Raw genomic sequence first — 16,815 nt, 5'->3', positions numbered from 1 at the left:
CATGGCGCGACAGCATCTCCCCCTTCGCGCCGTCGCTGCCCGCGTGATCCACGCGGTGAGCGAGGGTCAATCCCTGTCCGATGCGCTGCCGCCGGCGCTGGCCCAAGTTAGCGATGACGAGCGCAGCCAGTTGCAGGCGTTCTGTTTTGGCACCTGTCGCTGGTATCACCGGCTCCAGGGCGAATTGCAGACCCGCCTGCACAAACCGCTGCGCAAAGGCGACCGCATCGTCGTGCCACTGTTGCTGGTGGCGCTCTTCCAGTTGCGTCACAGCGGCCAGGCGGACTACGCCGTCGTCAACGAAACCGTCGAAGCCTGCCGGTCACTGGGCAAGCCGCACCTCGCCGGCCTGGTCAATGCCATCCTGCGTGCGGCCCAGCGGGAAGGGGAACCGGAGCCCGCGTCCGAGGCCGCGGCCCTGAGTCATCCGGAGTGGATGGTGGAGAAGCTGCGTCACAACTGGCCGGACCACTGGCGCGCGGCACTTGAGGCCAACAATGTGCAGGGTCCGATGACCTTGCGGGTCAACCGGCGTCAGGGGAGTCGTGACGACTACCTTGGCCAACTGGCCGACGCCGGTATCGGCGCGCATCCCACCCGCTTTGCGACATACGGCATCCAACTGGACAAGCCGTGTGGCGTGGATCGGCTGCCCGGCTTCGAAGACGGGCAGGTGAGCGTGCAGGACGAGGCGGCCCAACTGTGTACCCAGTTACTGGACCTGTCGCCCGGACAGCGGGTACTCGACGCCTGCGCTGCGCCGGGTGGCAAGACCTGTGCCATGCTGGAAGCGACCGATGGCCTGGAAATGGTCGCCCTGGACCAGGCCGATCACCGGCTCCAGCGGGTCCGGGAAAACCTGGACCGTCTGGGCCTGAACGCCCAGCTCGCGGCTGCCGATGCCGCCAACCTGGACGGCTGGTGGGACGGCCAACCGTTCGACCGCATCCTGCTGGATGTGCCCTGCAGCGGCAGCGGCGTGATCCGCCGCCATCCGGACATCAAACTGCTGCGCCGGGAACAGGACATTGCCGGACTGGCACAGGTCCAGCTCAACCTGCTGGAGCGTCTTTGGTCGACGCTGAAACCGGGCGGACGCCTGGTGTACGCCACCTGTTCCGTGTTCCCGCAGGAAAATCACCGTATAATCCAGCGTTTTATGAAAGCGCATGAGGAAGCCGCCCTGACCCTGCCGGACGACCTGGCCTGGGGACTGGACACCGGGGCGGGGCGTCAGTTATTCCCGGAGACCGGATCACACGACGGGTTTTTCTATGCCTGCCTGACCCGGATCGACCCAACAGACAATCAGGCCTCTACGTCATGAAGATCATCATCCTGGGCGCCGGCCAGGTCGGCGGGACACTGGCCGAAAACCTGGCCAACGAAGCCAACGACATCACCATCATCGACGCCGACGGCTCCCGCCTGCGGGAACTCCAGGACCGGCTCGACATCCGCACGGTGCAGGGGCACGGTTCCTACCCCAGTGTGCTGCGCCAGGCCGGCGCCGAGGACGCGGACATGCTGATCGCCGTCACCAACAGCGACGAGACCAACATGGTGGCCTGCCAGGTGGCCTATTCGCTGTTCAAGACGCCCACCAAGATCAGCCGGGTGCGGGCCAACGCCTACCTGGCCCGCAAGGAATTGTTCAGCGCCGAGGGCTTCCCCATCGACGTGCTGATCAGTCCCGAGCAGGTGGTCACCCGCCACATCACGCGGCTGATCGAATACCCCGGCGCCCTGCAGGTACTGGAATTCTCCAAGGGCCTGGCGCGGCTGGTGGCGATCCAGGCCACCGCCGGCGGGCCGCTGGTGGGGCACGAGCTGTCCTACCTGCGTACCCACATGCCGAAGATCGATACCCGGGTGGCCGCCATCTTCCGCAAGGACCGGCCCATCATCCCGCAGGGGGATACGGTGATCGAGGACGGCGACGAGGTGTTCTTTATCGCCGGCACCGACCACATCCGCTCCGTCATGAGCGAACTCCAGCCGCTGGAAAAACCCTACAAACGCATCTTCATCTGCGGCGGCGGCAACATCGGCCAGCGCCTGGCCCACAACCTGGAGAACCGCTACCAGGTCAAACTGATCGAGCGCAACCGGGACCGCTGCGTGATGCTGTCGGAAAACCTGCGCAAGACCATCGTGCTGCAGGGTAATGCCGCCAACAAGGACCTGCTGCTGGAAGAGAATATCGAAAGCACCGACGTGTTCTGCGCGGTCACCAACGACGACGAAGCCAACATCATGGCGTCGCTGCTGGCCAAACGTCTCGGCGTGCGCAAGGTCCTCACGCTGATCAACAACCCGGACTACGTGGACCTGATCCAGGGTGGCGAAATCGACGTGGCGATTTCGCCCCAGCAGACCACCATCGGCAGCCTGCTGACCCACGTCCGCCGGGGCGACGTAGTGAATGTTCACTCACTGCGCAGGGGCGCTGCCGAGGCCATCGAGGCCATCGCGCACGGGGATCACCGCTCCTCCAAGGTGGTGGGCAAACGGCTCGATGAGATTACCCTGCCGGAAGGCACCACGATCGGGGCCATCGTCCGCCACAATGAGGTCCTGATCGCCCATGACCACCTGCGGGTGCAGCCGGACGACCACGTGATCCTGTTCCTGGTGGACAAGTCGCGTATCCGCGACGTGGAACGGCTGTTCCAGGTAGGCCTGACCTTCTTCTGAGCCGGCCCGACCCCAGGCGACGGCCGGTCATCAGGGCGATCCCCGGTGACCGGCCAGTGCTGTTCACCCCCGCTACTTACCGGCGCCGCCGGGCCGCCAACACCCGACTGTCAGCAATTTGTACAATCCTCGAACAGGTTTCGAAATAGCGGGACGAGAAGCGTATAATGCCCGTCTTCGTGCGCCGACCCGGGTTGTTTCCCCGCGGGGAATCCCCATCGTTATTCCAGACAAATGCATTGGCGCCACACCCAACCGGATCAACAGGCAAACCGTCGTGACTGAGATGGCAAACACGGACATCAAGACTTTCCAGGGTCTCATCCTGGCCCTGCAGCAATTCTGGGCACGGCACGGCTGTGTCGTTCAGCAGCCGCTGGATATGGAAGTCGGGGCCGGTACCTTCCACCCGTCCACCTTCCTGCGGGCGATCGGCCCTGAAACCTGGAACGCAGCCTATGTACAACCCAGCCGGCGTCCCACCGATGGCCGTTACGGCGAGAACCCCAACCGCCTGCAGCACTATTACCAGTTCCAGGTGGTGCTCAAGCCGTCGCCGGACAACTTTCAGGAGCTGTACCTGGATTCGCTGCGCGCGCTGGGCCTGGACCCGCTGGTCCACGACATCCGCTTCGTCGAGGACAACTGGGAATCCCCGACGCTGGGCGCCTGGGGCCTGGGCTGGGAAATCTGGCTCAACGGCATGGAAGTGACCCAGTTCACCTACTTCCAGCAGGTGGGCGGTCTGGAATGCTATCCGGTCACCGGTGAACTGACTTACGGTCTGGAGCGCATCGCCATGTACCTGCAGGGCGTGGACAGCGTCTACGACCTGGTCTGGACCAACGGCCCGGACGGCGTGGTCACCTACGGCGACGTCTTCCACCAGAACGAAGTGGAGATGTCCACCTACAACTTCGAGCAGGCCGATATCGACTTCCTGTTCCACTGCTTCGAGGTGCATGAGCGCGAAAGCCAGCGCCTGATCGAAGTGGGCCTGCCGCTGCCGGCCTACGAACAGGTCCTCAAGGCCTCACACACGTTTAACCTGCTGGACGCCCGTCACGCCATTTCCGTCACCGAGCGCCAGCGCTATATCCTCCGCGTCCGGACCCTGGCCCGGGCTGTGGCCAGGGCCTACTTCGACAGCCGCCAGGCCCTGGGCTTCCCCATGGCCCCGGAAGCGCTGCGTGACGAAATGCTGGCCAACGCGGAAAAAGGGGACGCATGATCATGGCAAAACAGGATTTTCTGGTCGAAATCGGCACCGAGGAGCTGCCGCCCAAGGCCCTCAAGACATTGTCAGACGCGTTCACGTCCGGCTTCTGCAAGGGGCTGGACGATGCCGGCCTGAGCTACGGTAAGGTCGAGTCCTTCGCGGCCCCCCGGCGACTGGCCATTCGCGTCCACGGCCTGGCGGACGCGCAACCGGACAAGGCGGTGGAGAAGCGCGGTCCGGCGGTGAAGGCGGCATTCGACGACGCCGGCAACCCGACCCGCGCGCTCACCGGTTTTGCCAACTCGGTCGGCGTCACCCCGGATCAGCTGGATACCCTGGAAACGGACAAGGGCGCCTGGGTGGTGTACCGCACGGTCGAACAGGGCCGCGCCACGGTCGACCTGATTCCCGAGCTGGTGGAGCAGTCACTGGCCGCCCTGCCGATTCCCAAGCGCATGCGCTGGGGCGCGCACAAGGCCGAGTTCGTGCGGCCGGTGCACTGGATCGTGCTGCTGTTGGGCAACAAGATCATCGACGCCAACATCATGGGTCTGCCCACCGGCAACGAAACCCGCGGGCACCGTTTCCACTGCCCGAAAGAACTGATCATTCCCACGCCGGATGCCTATGAAGTGGTGCTGCGCGAAGAAGGCTACGTGCTGGCCGGCTTCGAGGAACGCCGTGACAAGATCCGCGCCGGGGTTGAGGCGATTGCCCGCGAGCAGGGCAATGCCCGGGCCGTCATCGATGAGGAGCTGCTGGACGAAGTCACCGCACTGAATGAATGGCCGGTGCCGCTGCTGGGACGCTTCGAGGAGCGTTTCCTGGAGGTGCCCGCCGAGGCCCTGATCTCCTCCATGAAGGAGCACCAGAAGTATTTCCATGTGGTCGGCACTGACGGCCGCATCCTGCCCCTGTTTATCACGGTGGCCAACCTGGAAAGCAAGGACCCGTCGCAGGTCGTGGCCGGCAACGAGAAGGTGATCCGGCCCCGCCTGGCGGATGCCGCCTTCTTCTACGACACCGACCGCAAGCACACCCTGGAGAGTCGCATCGACGCGCTCAAACCCATCGTCTTCCAGGAAAAGCTGGGCAGCCTGCACGACAAGTCGGTGCGTGTTGCAGCCCTGGCCCGACGCATTGCCGAAGCCATCGACGGTAAACCCGCCAACGCCGAGCGCGCTGCCATGCTGGCCAAGACCGACCTGGTCAGCGAGATGGTGCTCGAGTTCACCGACCTGCAGGGCATCATGGGCCAATACTATGCCCGCAACGACGGCGAGCCGGACGACGTGGCCGCCGCCCTGAACGAACAGTACATGCCGCGCTTTGCCGGCGACGACCTGCCACAGACCCTGACCGGATGTGCCGTGGCCCTGGCGGATCGACTGGACTCGCTGGTCGGTCTGTTCGGCATCGATCAGCCGCCTTCCGGCACCCGCGACCCGTTTGGCCTGCGCCGCGCGGCACTGGGTGTACTGCGGATCATCATCGAGCGGGAACTGCCGCTGGACCTGCAAACCTGCTGCGAGTGGGCCGCCGGGAACTTCACCAGCCTCACCGTCGCCGATCCGGTCACGCCGGTGGTGGACTACATGCTCGAACGCTTCCGGGCCCACTATGACGAACAGGGCATCGGCGCGGAGGTCTACCTGGCCGTACACGCCCGTCGTCCGACCCGGCCGCTGGACTTCGATCAGCGCATCCAGGCGGTCGAAGCCTTCCGACAGCTGTTGGCGGCCCAGGCGCTGGCCGCCGCCAACAAGCGCGTGTCCAATATCCTGGTGAAGCAGGGCGGTGACAGCATTCCGGACCACGTGGACAGCAGCCTGCTCCAGGACGATGCGGAAAAGGCACTGGCCGAGGCCGTCGATACCCAGGCAGCCAGGGTCGCACCGCTGTTTGCACGCGGCGACTACGGCGCAGCCCTGACCTCCCTGGCGGACCTACGGGAAACCGTCGACCGCTTCTTCGATGAAGTCATGGTCATGGCGGACGAAGCGGCCATCCGCAATAACCGCCTGGCCCTGCTCAACCGTCTGCGCAACCTGTTCCTGCAGGTGGCCGACATTTCATTGCTACCCACAGGCTAGGCGATCGCGGTGCTGATTATCCTCGACCGTGACGGTGTCATTAACCGGTATCACGGAGAATATATCTGCTCGGTCGAGGAGTGGTTGCCCATTGCCAGCAGTATTGAAGCCATCGCGCGATTGACCCGGGCCGGCCACCAGGTGGCGGTCGCCACCAACCAGTCCGGTATCGCGCGGGGGTTTTACGATCACCTGATCCTCAATGCCATGCATGCCCAGCTCGAACGCCTGGTTGAATCCCTGGGCGGACGGGTGGATTGCATTGTCTATTGCCCCCACCACCCGGACGAGGACTGCCGTTGCCGCAAACCGCGCACCGGCCTGCTGGAAGACATCCGCGATCGCCTGGGGCTGAGCGACCTGCACGACGCGATCATGGTTGGCGATAGCCGTAAGGACCTAGAGGCCGGGCTGTCGGCGGGCTGTAAGGCCGCCGCACTGGTCCGTACGGGTAACGGACGCCGCACCGAAAAAGAGCTTCAGACGGCGCCTCTGGGGCAGGTTACGGTATGGAGGAACCTGGCCGCGTTCGTGGATGACCTGCTGGATGAAGACGACGATGGTCCTTCGGTAACCCGTTAGAAGAAAAGTCGTCCAAGGGGGCTGGCATTCCTCCGAATCATCAGTATAATACCGCCCAAATTCGGCGTGTGGCGCAGTCTGGTAGCGCACTTCGTTCGGGACGAAGGGGTCGCAGGTTCAAGTCCTGCCACGCCGACCATTTTCCCGCATTTCTCTTTATTTTCAATCACTTAACTCCATAGACGCCGACCTTGCCCGTGTCATCCGGCGGCTTGCATACCTACACCTCCCACGTCATTCTTCGTTATACTCTGTCTTATAGTCGGGGTGGTCTTGCGCACCCGGTGATTCCCGTCCAGAAATCAGGCTCGTAGCACTATGAACCAGCAATCCACGACGACGGCGCAGGCGCCCCAGCAACAACGTCCCTGGGCCGACCTGCTGATCAGCATCGTCATTCCATCTGTTATCCTGATGAAATTCAGCGGCGACCAGGACCTCGGCTCGGCCAATGCCCTTCTGGTGGCGCTGGCCTTTCCGCTGGGCTGGGGTTTGTATGAGCTGGTGCGTTTCGGCAAGAAGAACTTTATCGCGGTCCTGGGCCTGATCAGTATCCTGCTGACCGGGGGTATCGGCCTGCTGCACCTGGATGCACAATGGCTGGCCATCAAGGAGGCTGGGGTGCCCCTGATCATCGGACTGGCGGTGTTGATTTCCACCCGCACCCGATACCCACTGGTCCGTACCCTGCTGTATAACCGCACCGTGCTGGATGTGGACAAGATCCACGATGCCCTGGTGGAGAAGGGGAATGAAGGGATCTTTGAGTTGCGCCTGATGCGGGCCAGCTACTACTTTGCCGGTACCTTCCTGTTTTCCTCGATCATGAACTACGTGCTGGCCAAGTGGATCGTCACCAGCCCCTCCGGCACACCGGCCTTCAACGAGGAACTGGGCCAGATGACGCTGGTCAGCTATCCGATGATTGCCATCCCGTCGATGCTGATGATGATCGCCATCTTCTATTATCTCTGGCGGGCTATCCGTAACCTGACCGGATTCAAGCTGGAAGAGGTCCTGTCACCGGCACTGGCGGCGGCCCAGGAAGAGAAGGAAGCCAAGGACAACAGGCGCTGATCCGACGTCCTTTCTTTCGAATACAAAAAAGCCCGGGAACTTGCCGGGCTTTTTTTGGCCTTAAAACCGGTGATCAGACGTCCAGGTTGGTGACCGCCAGAGCATTGGTCTGGATGAAGTCCCGACGCGGCTCCACTTCGTCCCCCATCAGGGTCGTGAAGATCTGGTCGGCGGCAATGGCGTCCTCAATGGTCACCTTCATCATGCGGCGGGTTTCCGGATCCATGGTGGTTTCCCACAGCTGATCCGGGTTCATCTCACCCAGCCCCTTATAGCGCTGGATGCTCAGGCCCCGCTGCGCTTCCTTCATCAGCCACTGCAGACCACCTTCAAAGCTCAACACCGCCTGCTTGCGCTCTCCACGCTGGATGTAGGCGCCGTCCTCGACCAGACCATCCAGCTTTTCACCCAGCTTGGCGATCGCCGCGTAGGAGGCCGACTCGAAGAACTCGTGATTGAACACGTGAGTCTGGGGAATGCCATGGACGTAGACATCCACCTTGGGCAGGAACAGCTTGCGCTCGGTATCTTCGTGGACCGAGAACACATACTTGGTACCGGTACGGGTATCCAGTTCCAGGCCGGCGCCCAGACGTCCCACCCACTGGGTAACGGCGTCCAGGCTATTCAGATCGTCCGCGCTGAGCGTGCTGTTATAGACCATCTGTTCCAGCACCTTGGAAGGGTAAGCCCGAGCCAGGCGGTCAATCATGGCCATCACCGTCTGGTATTCCTTGACCAGGGATTCCAGCGCGGATTCGGCGATCGGAGGCGCATCCGGGTTGACGAAGAACTGGGCACCTTCCAGTGCAGTCTGGGTCAGATAGGCTTCCTTGGCCTTTTCATCCTTGATGTACTGCTCCTGCTTGCCACGCTTGATCTTGTAAAGCGGCGGCATGGCGATGAAGACATGACCACGCTCGATGATTTCCCGCATCTGGCGGAACAGGAACGTCAGCAACAGCGTGCGGATGTGGGAGCCATCCACGTCGGCGTCCGTCATGATGATGATGGAGTGATACCGAAGCTTGTCCGGATCGAATTCCTCACGACCGATACCACAGCCCAGTGCGGTGATCAGCGTGCCGACTTCAGCCGATGACAGCATCTTGTCGAAACGGGCTTTCTCCACGTTCAGGATTTTACCCTTCAGGGGCAGGATGGCCTGGGTCTTCCGGTCACGGCCCTGCTTGGCGCTACCGCCCGCAGAATCACCCTCCACAATGTAGAGTTCGGAGAGGGCAGGGTCCTTTTCCTGGCAGTCCGCCAGTTTGCCCGGCAGGCCAGCGATGTCGAGCGCGCCCTTGCGGCGGGTCATTTCCCGCGCCTTACGCGCCGCCTCACGGGCCCGGGCCGCCTCCAGCATCTTGTTGACGATCATCTTGGCTTCGTTGGGCTGTTCGACCAGGTACTCCGTCAGGTTCTGGTACATCTCCTGTTCCACCGCCGTCTTGACCTCGGAGGAAACCAGCTTGTCCTTGGTCTGGGAGGAGAACTTGGGATCCGGCACCTTCACCGAAATGATCGCGGTCAGGCCTTCCCGGGCGTCGTCGCCGGAGGTGGAGACCTTGGCCTTCTTGCCCAGGCCCTCCTGTTCGATGTAGTTGTTCAGCGAACGGGTCAACGCGGCCCGGAAACCGGCCAGATGGGTCCCACCATCCCGCTGGGGAATGTTGTTGGTGAAACAGAAGATGTTTTCCTGGAAGGCGTCGTTCCACTGCATGGCCACTTCCACCACGATGCCGTCTTCGCGCTCGTGAATGAAGTGGAAGACCCGGTTGATCGGGGTCTTGTTGGTGTTGAGGTGTTCGACGAACGCACGCAGGCCGCCTTCGTACTCAAACAGATCCTCCTTGCCCGTACGCTCGTCCTGCAGGCGGATACGGACACCGCTGTTCAGGAACGCCAGCTCCCGCAGGCGCTTGGCCAGGATGTCGTAGTGGAAAACGATGTTGGTAAAGGTTTCCGGCGACGGTACGAAGTGCACTTCGGTACCGCTATTGTCGGTTTCCCCCTTGGCGGACAACGGTGCATCGGGCACCCCGTCATGGTAAGTCTGCTCCCAGACCGTGCCGTCGCGGCGAATCGTGAGGCGCAGCTGTGAGGAGAGGGCGTTCACCACGGAAACCCCAACGCCATGAAGACCACCGGAGACCTTATAGGTGTTGTCGTCGAACTTACCGCCGGCGTGCAGGACGGTCATGATGACCTCGGCGGCGGACACCCCTTCTTCCTCGTGCATGTCGACCGGGATACCCCGGCCGTTGTCCCGCACGGTCACCGACTCGTCGGGATGGATGACGATGCCGATCTCGCTACAGAAACCGGCCAGGGCCTCATCGATGGAGTTATCCACGATCTCGAAGACCATGTGATGCAGGCCCGTGCCGTCGTCCGTGTCGCCGATGTACATACCGGGACGCTTGCGAACGGCATCCAGCCCCTTGAGGACCTTGATGCTGGAGGAATTATAAGTCGACGTAGTCATTCGGACGCTCCTAAAGCGCAGATCTTACTCTTCCGTAAAGTCGCCATGTTCCACGTGGAACACTTTGAAATCGGGCATGGGATCCCGCCACAGCAACTCTGGGCGGGGCGGCTCGATCGAGGTGATGAACACCTGGCTGCCGAGATCGCGAAGCTTACCGGCCAACATCTGTCGATGGGCCTCGTCGAGCTCCGCATTGATATCATCCAGTAAAAACGTGCATTGCCGACCATGCTCGCGAAGGAGCTGGCCCTGGGCAATCTTCATCAAAATAACCAGGGTTTTCTGCTGGCCTCGGGACAGGGTCTCCGCCACAGGGCGGCCCTGATACTTTACCCGCACGTCAGCCCGGTTCGGCCCGTACAGCGTATGCCCCATCTTGGCTTCCTGATCGCGATGACTCATCAACACGTCAGCCAGATCGGCTTTACGGTCCCAACCGGGAAAAAATTCGAATTTGAGGTCGCCACTCCAGGCCACATCCACATCGGCGATGACGGACTCAAGAAGCGGCTGAAACTGCTCAAATACTCGGCGCCGGGCTCCAGTCACCTGTTCAGCCAATGCAATGTATTGGCTGTCCCAGATCCTGAGCAGCGATTCGTCAATTCTACCATTTCTGAGAATTTTATTCCGCTGGGATACGGCCCTTTGAAACTGTTGCCACAGTGCTGCAAAGCCATGTTCCACGTGGAACACCGACCAATCGAGAAACTGGCGCCGCTTGCCCGGGCCACCCGTCACAATATCGAAGGTGCCGGGATCGATCACGGATACCGGGAGGTGACGCGCCACCGCGGACAGGTTCCTGACCCGTTCCCCATCAACCTTGAGGCGGGTCTCCCGGGTGCCCAGATCCCGGGATATCCCAATCCGATGGGTTTCCTTCAACGGTGTCGGGGCATCGCTATGCTCGGTGTTATCCGATACCTCGCCAAACACCGTCAGGCTCGGTGACCCATGACGGACTACCGCTTCATGCCGGTTGACGCGGAAGGAACGCCCCAGACCCAGGTAGGCTATTGCCTCCAGCAGGCTGCTCTTGCCACTGCCGTTGGCACCGTAGATCAGGTTTACGGTGGGAGAGAAGGAAAGAGCGACGGGCGCCAGATTTCGGAACTGCTGGGTTTGTAGTTTAAGAAGCGCCATGCACCACTGGAATCCGTTGAGGAATAGAAGCGACGACCTAGTCTACCGGTTCAGGCGGCCTGAGGGCAGGGTATTAACGAGAGTCCCTTTCCCCTCGCACGTCAAACTGAGCCAGCCTTCCGCCCATCATCCTTCGCGCCAGGGATGGACTGCCTTCCAACGCAAATCGGTACCCGTCGACCGGGTCAATGAGAGGAAGGAAAGGAGCGCAGGTAGCAACTTCTTCCCACCAGGATTCTTCGAAGAACGCGGGATATCGAGATCTGTTTCTTTAACCCGTGCGTGCATGGCGGCCAGTTGGGTCGTCCGGTGCGGCCTCCTCCGCGAAAGGTCGCCACCGCCATGTCATTGTCCTTGATCGCGTCGCCTCCAGCTCAGCTTGAAGGCACTGTGCAGCCAAGTCCTTATCGAAGCCATAAAAAAAGGTTCCACGTGGAACCTTTTAACGATCAGCCCAATTGTCGGCCCACAAGAGGAGGAGAGGACATCAATGCAGCATGTTCAGTCGCTCGTCCATAAACATATCCATCTCCGGCGCCAGAATATGAACGTAACGGTCGAAGTACAGGAACTGTTTGATCAACAGAGCGAACTCCCGCGGAAAATGAAGGCCGTGGGATTCGCCGATCTTCACCATGTCCATCAGGATGTTGTTCACTTCATCCTCGGCTTCTTCGGCCGCGTAGGGCGTATCCGGAACCATTCGATCCATCTGGTTGTAGAGTCGGCGCAGATCGTCGGCCAACTGATTCACATCGATGGTTTCGTGAGTCACACCGATACGGACCATGGCGTCCGCCATTCCTTCGAAGTGACCGACCATCACCGCAGAGATGAAATCGGAAACGGCCTGCCAGGTATCCGGCCGGATACGCCCGACAATACCGAAGTCGATAAAGCCCACGCGACCGTCCTTCAATACCATCAGGTTTCCGGCGTGCACATCGGCGTGGAAAAACTCGCACTGGGTCAGGCTGGAGAACCAAGTATTCATTGCGGTGATCAGGGTGCGCTCGGGGTCAGAGGTCACGGTGCGGATGGTTTCCAGGTCCGTCAGCGGTACGCCATGGAAACGTTCCATGGTGAGCACACGACGGGTGCTCCACTGCTCATGGACCTGAGGCACTGCGGCATCCACATTGTGGGTATCCAGCAGGAACTGGCGGAACGTCTTGAGATTATTGGCTTCCTTGATGAAGTCGCATTCCTCCATCATGGTGCGCTGGATTTCCTCGACGATACCGGACAGCGACGTCCAGGACAGCTTCGGCGCAAGCGTTTCCAGAATGCGGGCCGACGCATAAAGAAAGTTCAGATCCGTCAGCAGGATATTCTCCACGCCCGGCTTCTGGATCTTGATGACCACGTCTTCGCCGGTCACCAGTTTCGCCGCGTGGACCTGGGCAATCGAGGCGGATGCCAGAGGCACCGGATCGATCTCGGCATAAACGGACTCCAGCGGCACCTTGAGTTCCTCCCGCAGGATACGGCGCATCACACTGAACGGCAGCGCAGGGGTGCGGTCCAGGCATAGCTGGAACTCTTCCACGTAACTGGCAGGGAAAAAGGTGGGGGAGCTGGCGATGAACTGGCCCAGCTTGATGTAGGTCGCCCCGAGCTTCTCGAAGGTCTGACGAAGCAGGCGCGGTGTGGGAGGGCGATCGCCCCGCAGCCAGTTGATCCCCGTCCGGCCCAACACCGACAGTGTCTGACCGATGCGCAATGCGCCCTTGATGCCGTTAACCACCATAGCAGGCTGCCTCCCTGATTCGGATACGGGAACCACCCAGTGATCCCCGGGGCTTTGGGTTCACCCTGATTGGGCCGACGACCGGTGCTCCGGTCGCCAGGAGCCCATTACTTTACAGCCTCATGGGCATGACCACATACAGACAGCTGGGGTCATTTTGGGCCTCGATCAGGGCACTGCTGTTCGGATTGGACAACGTAATCTTGACCTGCTCTTCATCGAGGGCATTGAGCACGTCGACCAGGTAACCCACGTTGAAGCCGATCTGCAGTCCCTCGCCCTGATAATCCACAGACATGGCATCTTCAGCCTGTTCCTGGTCCGGGTTGTTGGCAAAAATCTGCAGCTCGCCCGAGGCCAGGCTCAGTCGCACACCGCGGATATTCTCATGGGACAGGATGCCCGCCCGCTGGAGCGTGTTCTTAAGCGTTGCGCGGTCAGCCAGCATGGTCTTGTCGCCGCCCCGAGGAATCACGCGGTTGTAGTCCGGGAACTTGCCTTCGATCAGCTTGGACGTGAACGTATAGGCGCCGATGGTCGCCCGCAGGTGGTTCGCGCCGAAAACCAGGGTTACCGGCGTCTGCACGTCGTCGAGCAGCCGCGCCAGCTCCAGCACCCCCTTGCGCGGCACGATCACCTGACGGGCCTCGCTGATCCCGGTGGACACGCCCAGTCCGGACAACGCCAGCCGGTGACCGTCTGTGGCCACCGCACGCAGGTGCTCGGAATCGACCTCCAGCAACAGGCCATTCAGGTAATAGCGCACGTCCTGCTGCGCCATGGCGAACGCCGTGGCATCGAGCATGTTGCGCAGGTCCGCCTGCGCCAGCTCCAGCCGAAAACTCTCTTCATCGTCTTCCACGTTCGGGAAATGCTCGGCCGGCAGCGTCGACAGGGTAAAGTGGCTGGCACCGCTGCGCAGGTGCAACCGATCCCCTTCCAGGTTGAGCTCGATCGGCGACTCGTCGCCCAATGCCCGGCAGATATCCGAAAGCTTGCGGGCCGGCACCGTGATCCGGCCCGGCTGATCCACGTGCACCGGCATAATCCGCGCGACCAGTTCCACTTCCATGTTGGTGCCGGTCAGGGTCAGGGTATTGTCCTCGGCTACCAGCAGCACGTTGGACAGGACCGGCATTGTCTGTTTGCGTTCCACCACGCCGGCAATGGATTGCAGCGGGGTAAGGAGAGATTCTCGGCTGATCGTCAGTTTCATGGCACTCGGATTCTGCTTGTCGGTTGAGAGTTATAGGATACGCAATGGGATCAGGTTGTCAGTAACCGCATGAAATTCTGGTAGTCTTCCCGGATGTTGGCATCCGATTCCTGCAATTCAACGATCTTCTTGCAGGCATGCAGCACCGTGGTGTGATCGCGCCCGCCGAACGCGTCGCCGATTTCCGGCAGACTGTGATTGGTCAGCTCCTTGGCCAGGGACATCGCCACCTGGCGGGGGCGGGTCACCGAGCGGGTCCGCCGCTTGGACAGGAGATCCGCCACCTTAATCTTGTAGTACTCTGCCACGGTGCGTTGAATATTGTCGATGCTGACCTGCTTTTCATGCAGCGCCAGCAGGTCCTTAAGGCTCTCCCGGATAAAAGGAGGCGTAATTTCCTGTCCAGTGAAGTGAGCATTCGCTATCACCAAACGGAGAGCGCCTTCTAGCTCCCTAACGTTTGAACGGATTTTCTGGGCGATAAAGAAAGCCGCCTCGCTGCTCAGACGCACATTCGCCTGTTCCGCCTTTTTCATCAGGATGGCGACCCGCGTCTCCAGCTCGGGCGGCTCCACCATGACGGTCAACCCCCAGCCAAAGCGGGACTTGAGGCGCTCCTCCATATCGGATATTTCCTTGGGGAAGCGGTCACAGGTCACGATCACCTGCTGCCCACCCTCAAGCAGCGCATTAAAGGTGTGGAAAAACTCTTCCTGCGACCGTTCCTTGCGGGCGAAGAACTGAATATCGTCAATCAGCAGCGCGTCCACCGACCGGTAGTAGCGCTTGAACTCGTTAATGGCGTTGAGCTGGAGTGCCTTAACCATATCCGCCACGAACCGTTCGGAGCGCAGGTAGGCCACCTTGGCCCGGGGATTGCGGCGCACGATTTCGTTGCCCACGGCATGCATCAGGTGGGTTTTCCCCAGACCCACACCACCATACAGGAACAATGGGTTATAGGCCCCGCCGGGGTTTTCCGCAACCTGCATCGACGCTGCCCGTGCCAACTGGTTCGACTTGCCCTCGACGAAGGTTTCAAACGTGAAACTCTCGTTCAGGAAGCTCTGGTGCTTGATATCGCCTTCCACCTGCACCCGGCGACGCTCAGGCGCTGCCGGAGAAGTGGGCCGCGTCGGATTCCTGCTCGAAGTTGCCGACAGCGACGGACGATCAACAACCGTGGCCGCAACGCCTTTCTCTTCCTCACTCACCGGACCCACGCTGTCGTCCTGCCCCGCAACCGGAGCCGGGGGCGCCGACCGCTTGACCGGCTCGCCCTGCACCGGGGCCGACCCAACCTTCATGTTGATACGCGGCGCCTGGCCACCCTGCAGATCCTTGAGTACTTCCTCGATCCGGCGCAGGTACTTCTCATTGACCCAGTCCATCACGAAGCGATTCGGCGCGAACAGCATCAACTGATCGTCCCGGTGATCGGATTGCAGGGGACGAAGCCAGGTGTTGAACTGTTGTGCGGGAAACTCGTCCCGTAGCACGTCAAGACACTGATGCCAGATACTTTGCGGCACGACAGCCTGCCTCCAATGCGTATCCAATCCCTGAACCAAGGACGATAGAAAACGAATGGCCTTCTTCTATTCGCATCACTGCGCCACCGTTGCCGGGTAACAGCGTCACGTTACACACAAACGAACCTCGACAACATCGCCAAACGGCGAGTTATCCAGAGTCGACAGCAACGGATGCGGTTGGAAAGCCTGAATAACCGCTCATTTTACGCGTGGAAGCCCGCCAACAAAAGACCTTCCGACAGGCCCATAAACACCCTGTTAATATCTTTTTCCATGTTTATCAAAAAAGTAGAGACTTACGCACTGGCTTGTGTACAGAAATTTGCCGTAAAAAAGTTTTCCACAGGAGGCTGTGAGCACCCCGTCAACAACACTGTGCACAACCTGAGCCCGAAACCATGAATAACTCGATGCCGGATGACAGGAGCTACTTTTCCCCAAAACAGTGACGGCTTATCCCCAAGGTCCAGGGGCGGTTACACCCAACCTTCTCAATGCGACAAACAACTGGAACCCATAGGAAATTTTGGCTTTTCCACAGATATCCCTCGACCTAACAGTAACAGTAACTGTCTTAATTCTCTTAAATAAGAAAAGAACATTATGAAGTTATTGGTTATGACGGCTGAACCACCTCCACCCTGTCGCCAGTCCCGCCGCTTTGAGGTACCAGCTCCGTAAATCCCGCATTCCGGAACCATAACGATTGAATTCCGGGACTCATTTGTCTAAAATCCCGCTCCTATTTTGGCTGTTCATTTTTTGACAAGTTTCCGGGACCGAATTGAACCCGGAGCCGGTACTGGCAGCCAGAGCCCGGATTCCGTTTTCCATACATCACCAGTGTGAGATCGATATCATGAAAAGAACGTTTCAACCCAGCGTCCTGAAGCGTAAGCGCGTTCACGGCTTCCGTGCCCGCATGGCTACTGCCAACGGCCGCAAGGTCATTGCACGTCGTCGCGCGAAGGGTCGTGCCCGCCTGTCTGCCTGATTCAGACTGACAGGT

At 60.6% G+C, this 16,815-nt stretch carries 12 protein-coding genes and 1 tRNA gene; 8 read left to right on the top strand and 5 right to left on the bottom strand.

Annotated features, from left to right (window positions below):
* The first annotated feature begins 1 nt into the window (after position 1).
* From rsmB to EZI54_RS09185, 7 genes are all read left to right on the top strand, one after another.
* Entirely contained in the window at positions 2-1,327 is a 1,326-nt protein-coding gene (gene rsmB, locus EZI54_RS09215) for a 16S rRNA (cytosine(967)-C(5))-methyltransferase RsmB (protein ID WP_131481225.1), read from the top strand.
* Entirely contained in the window at positions 1,324-2,697 is a 1,374-nt protein-coding gene (gene trkA, locus EZI54_RS09210; RefSeq protein ID WP_123633889.1) for a Trk system potassium transporter TrkA, read from the top strand. Before rsmB ends, trkA begins: the two co-directional genes overlap by 4 nt.
* 286 nt (positions 2,698-2,983) lie before the next feature.
* Positions 2,984-3,928 (top strand): glycine--tRNA ligase subunit alpha, encoded by a 945-nt coding sequence (gene glyQ / locus EZI54_RS09205; RefSeq protein ID WP_131481334.1) that lies wholly within the window; start codon positions 2,984-2,986, stop codon positions 3,926-3,928.
* Between the two features lie 2 nt (positions 3,929-3,930).
* Positions 3,931-6,009, top strand: a complete 2,079-nt coding sequence (glyS, locus tag EZI54_RS09200) for a glycine--tRNA ligase subunit beta (protein WP_131481223.1) — start codon at positions 3,931-3,933, stop codon at positions 6,007-6,009.
* A gap of 9 nt (positions 6,010-6,018) precedes the next feature.
* Complete coding sequence (gene gmhB / locus EZI54_RS09195; RefSeq protein WP_131481221.1) at positions 6,019-6,591, top strand: D-glycero-beta-D-manno-heptose 1,7-bisphosphate 7-phosphatase; 573 nt, start codon at positions 6,019-6,021, stop codon at positions 6,589-6,591.
* Positions 6,592-6,653: 62 nt separating this feature from the next.
* A tRNA-Pro gene (locus tag EZI54_RS09190) sits at positions 6,654-6,730 on the top strand.
* 179 nt (positions 6,731-6,909) lie between these two features.
* On the top strand, positions 6,910-7,668 hold the full coding sequence (locus tag EZI54_RS09185) for a VC0807 family protein (RefSeq protein ID WP_131481219.1): 759 nt from the start codon (positions 6,910-6,912) through the stop codon (positions 7,666-7,668).
* 73 nt (positions 7,669-7,741) lie between these two features.
* On the opposite strand, the gene gyrB is transcribed toward EZI54_RS09185, so the two are convergent.
* The 5 genes from gyrB to dnaA all read right to left on the bottom strand — a co-directional run bounded on the left by gyrB (position 7,742) and on the right by dnaA (position 15,803).
* Entirely contained in the window at positions 7,742-10,156 is a 2,415-nt protein-coding gene (gene gyrB / locus EZI54_RS09180; RefSeq protein WP_131481217.1) for a DNA topoisomerase (ATP-hydrolyzing) subunit B, read from the bottom strand.
* Between the two features lie 24 nt (positions 10,157-10,180).
* Positions 10,181-11,305 (bottom strand): DNA replication/repair protein RecF, encoded by a 1,125-nt coding sequence (gene recF, locus EZI54_RS09175; RefSeq protein WP_131481215.1) that lies wholly within the window; start codon positions 11,303-11,305, stop codon positions 10,181-10,183.
* 487 nt (positions 11,306-11,792) lie between these two features.
* Positions 11,793-13,055, bottom strand: coding sequence for an ABC1 kinase family protein (locus tag EZI54_RS09170; RefSeq protein ID WP_131481213.1), 1,263 nt, complete (start codon positions 13,053-13,055; stop codon positions 11,793-11,795).
* A 112-nt stretch (positions 13,056-13,167) separates the two neighbouring features.
* Entirely contained in the window at positions 13,168-14,271 is a 1,104-nt protein-coding gene (dnaN, locus tag EZI54_RS09165) for a DNA polymerase III subunit beta (protein WP_131481211.1), read from the bottom strand.
* Between the two features lie 50 nt (positions 14,272-14,321).
* On the bottom strand, positions 14,322-15,803 hold the full coding sequence (gene dnaA / locus EZI54_RS09160; protein WP_131481209.1) for a chromosomal replication initiator protein DnaA: 1,482 nt from the start codon (positions 15,801-15,803) through the stop codon (positions 14,322-14,324).
* Positions 15,804-16,665: 862 nt separating this feature from the next.
* Between dnaA and rpmH the strand changes: the two genes are divergently transcribed.
* Complete coding sequence (rpmH, locus tag EZI54_RS09155; protein WP_004579611.1) at positions 16,666-16,800, top strand: 50S ribosomal protein L34; 135 nt, start codon at positions 16,666-16,668, stop codon at positions 16,798-16,800.
* Positions 16,801-16,815 lie beyond the last annotated feature (15 nt).

This window comes from Marinobacter halodurans, assembly GCF_004327985.1.
In the GTDB taxonomy this organism is placed as follows: domain Bacteria; phylum Pseudomonadota; class Gammaproteobacteria; order Pseudomonadales; family Oleiphilaceae; genus Marinobacter_A; species Marinobacter_A halodurans.
Note: the sequence above shows the minus strand (reverse complement) of the source record. Positions and strands in the feature narration are given on the sequence as shown.